This window comes from Ancylobacter sp. GW821-FHT10E12 (assembly GCF_058809335.1).
The window spans coordinates 1-1,322 of sequence record NZ_JBXASN010000044.1 but is presented as its reverse complement, the minus strand read 5'-3'; the positions used below and the strand labels follow the sequence as shown (position 1 = coordinate 1,322).

Here is a 1,322-nt window from a genome sequence, read left to right as displayed (position 1 = left end):
GGGACTGTCAGGAATTTCGTGTGCGGGGCGGCGGGGTTGAACATCAGGCCGCCATGGCCCTTGTGAAGCGCTCGCCGAAGATGACGGCGAACTGGGCCTTGGCCATGACCCATTCACGAGGCCCCATCTTCCACTCCTTCTCCGAGCGGTTCAAGACGAGGAAGAGGAGCTTCATGGCCGCCTCGTCGGTCGGGAAATGGCCTCTGGCGCGGACGGCGCGTCGCAGTTTCGCGTTCAGCGCCTCGATCGCATTGGTCGTGTAGAGAATGCGTCGGACGTCGGCCGGAAAGGCGTAGAACGGCACGACTTCGCTCCAGGCGCGGCGCCAGCTCTGAGCGATGGCTGGGTATCGGCGGCCCCATAGCCCCTCCTCGAAAGCCCCGAGCGCGACCTCGCCGGCGGCAGCATCGACGGCGCGATAGATGCCCTTCAGCGCCGCAGCAACCGGCTTGCGGTCCTTGTAGGACACGAAGTCCAGGCTATGGCGGAGCAGGTGGACGATGCAGGTCTGGACCGTCGCCTCGGGAAACACGGCCCGGATCGCGTCGGGGAAGCCCTTCAAGCCGTCGACGACAGCGAGCAGGATGTCCTCGACGCCGCGGTTTCTCAATTCGTTCATGACGCGCAGCCAGAACTTGGCGCCCTCGTTCTGCTCCAGCCAGAGGCCGAGAATTTCCTTGGCCCCATCGGCGCGGACGCCGAGCGCGATATGGACGGCCTTGTTGCGCACCATGCCCTCGTCGCGGACCTTGACGCGCAGGGCATCGAAGAAGACCAGGGGGTAGACCGGCTCGAGCGGCCGCGCCTGCCAGGCGGCAATCTCCTCCAGCACCGCGTCCGTGACGGCACTAACCAGGTCGGGCGAGACCTCGATGCCGTAGAGTTCGCGCAGATGCCCGACAATCTCGCGGGCGCTCATGCCGCGGGCGTACATCGACACGATCTTGTCGTCGAAGCCGGGGAAGCGGCGCTGATACTTGGCGATCAACTGCGGATCGAAGGTCGCCTGCCGATCGCGCGGGATCTCCAGCTCGATCCGACCCGTCTCGGTCGTCACCGTCTTGCGGCCATAGCCGTTGCGGCTGTTGCCGGTCTCCTCCTCCGTCAGATGATGATCCATCTCGGCGTTCAGCGCTCGCTCGGCCAGCGCCTTCTTCAGATCGTCGAGCAGGCCATTGGCGTCAAACGCCGTCTTGGGATCCGCGCCGGCCAGAAGCTGGTCCAGAAGCGCGTCAGGAATACGTGGGGCTTTGCGTCGTGCCATCGGGAACCTCCATCAGCTCCAGTATGGCCGCCCTGCACACGAAATTCCTGACAGTCCC

1 protein-coding gene is annotated in these 1,322 nt (G+C 65.1%); it reads right to left on the bottom strand.

Annotation, left to right across the window (positions count from 1 at the left end):
- Positions 1-43: 43 nt before the first annotated feature.
- A complete protein-coding gene (locus tag AC1RU4_RS26215; protein WP_492894799.1) occupies positions 44-1,264 on the bottom strand; it encodes an IS256 family transposase in 1,221 nt (406 codons plus the stop codon).
- Between the last annotated feature and the right edge of the window lie 58 nt (positions 1,265-1,322).

Excerpts from the sequence above, each read along its gene's own strand:
- AC1RU4_RS26215 (WP_492894799.1), bottom strand. The coding sequence starts at position 1,264 with ATGGCACGACGCAAAGCCCCACGTATTCCTGACGCGCTTCTGGACCAG.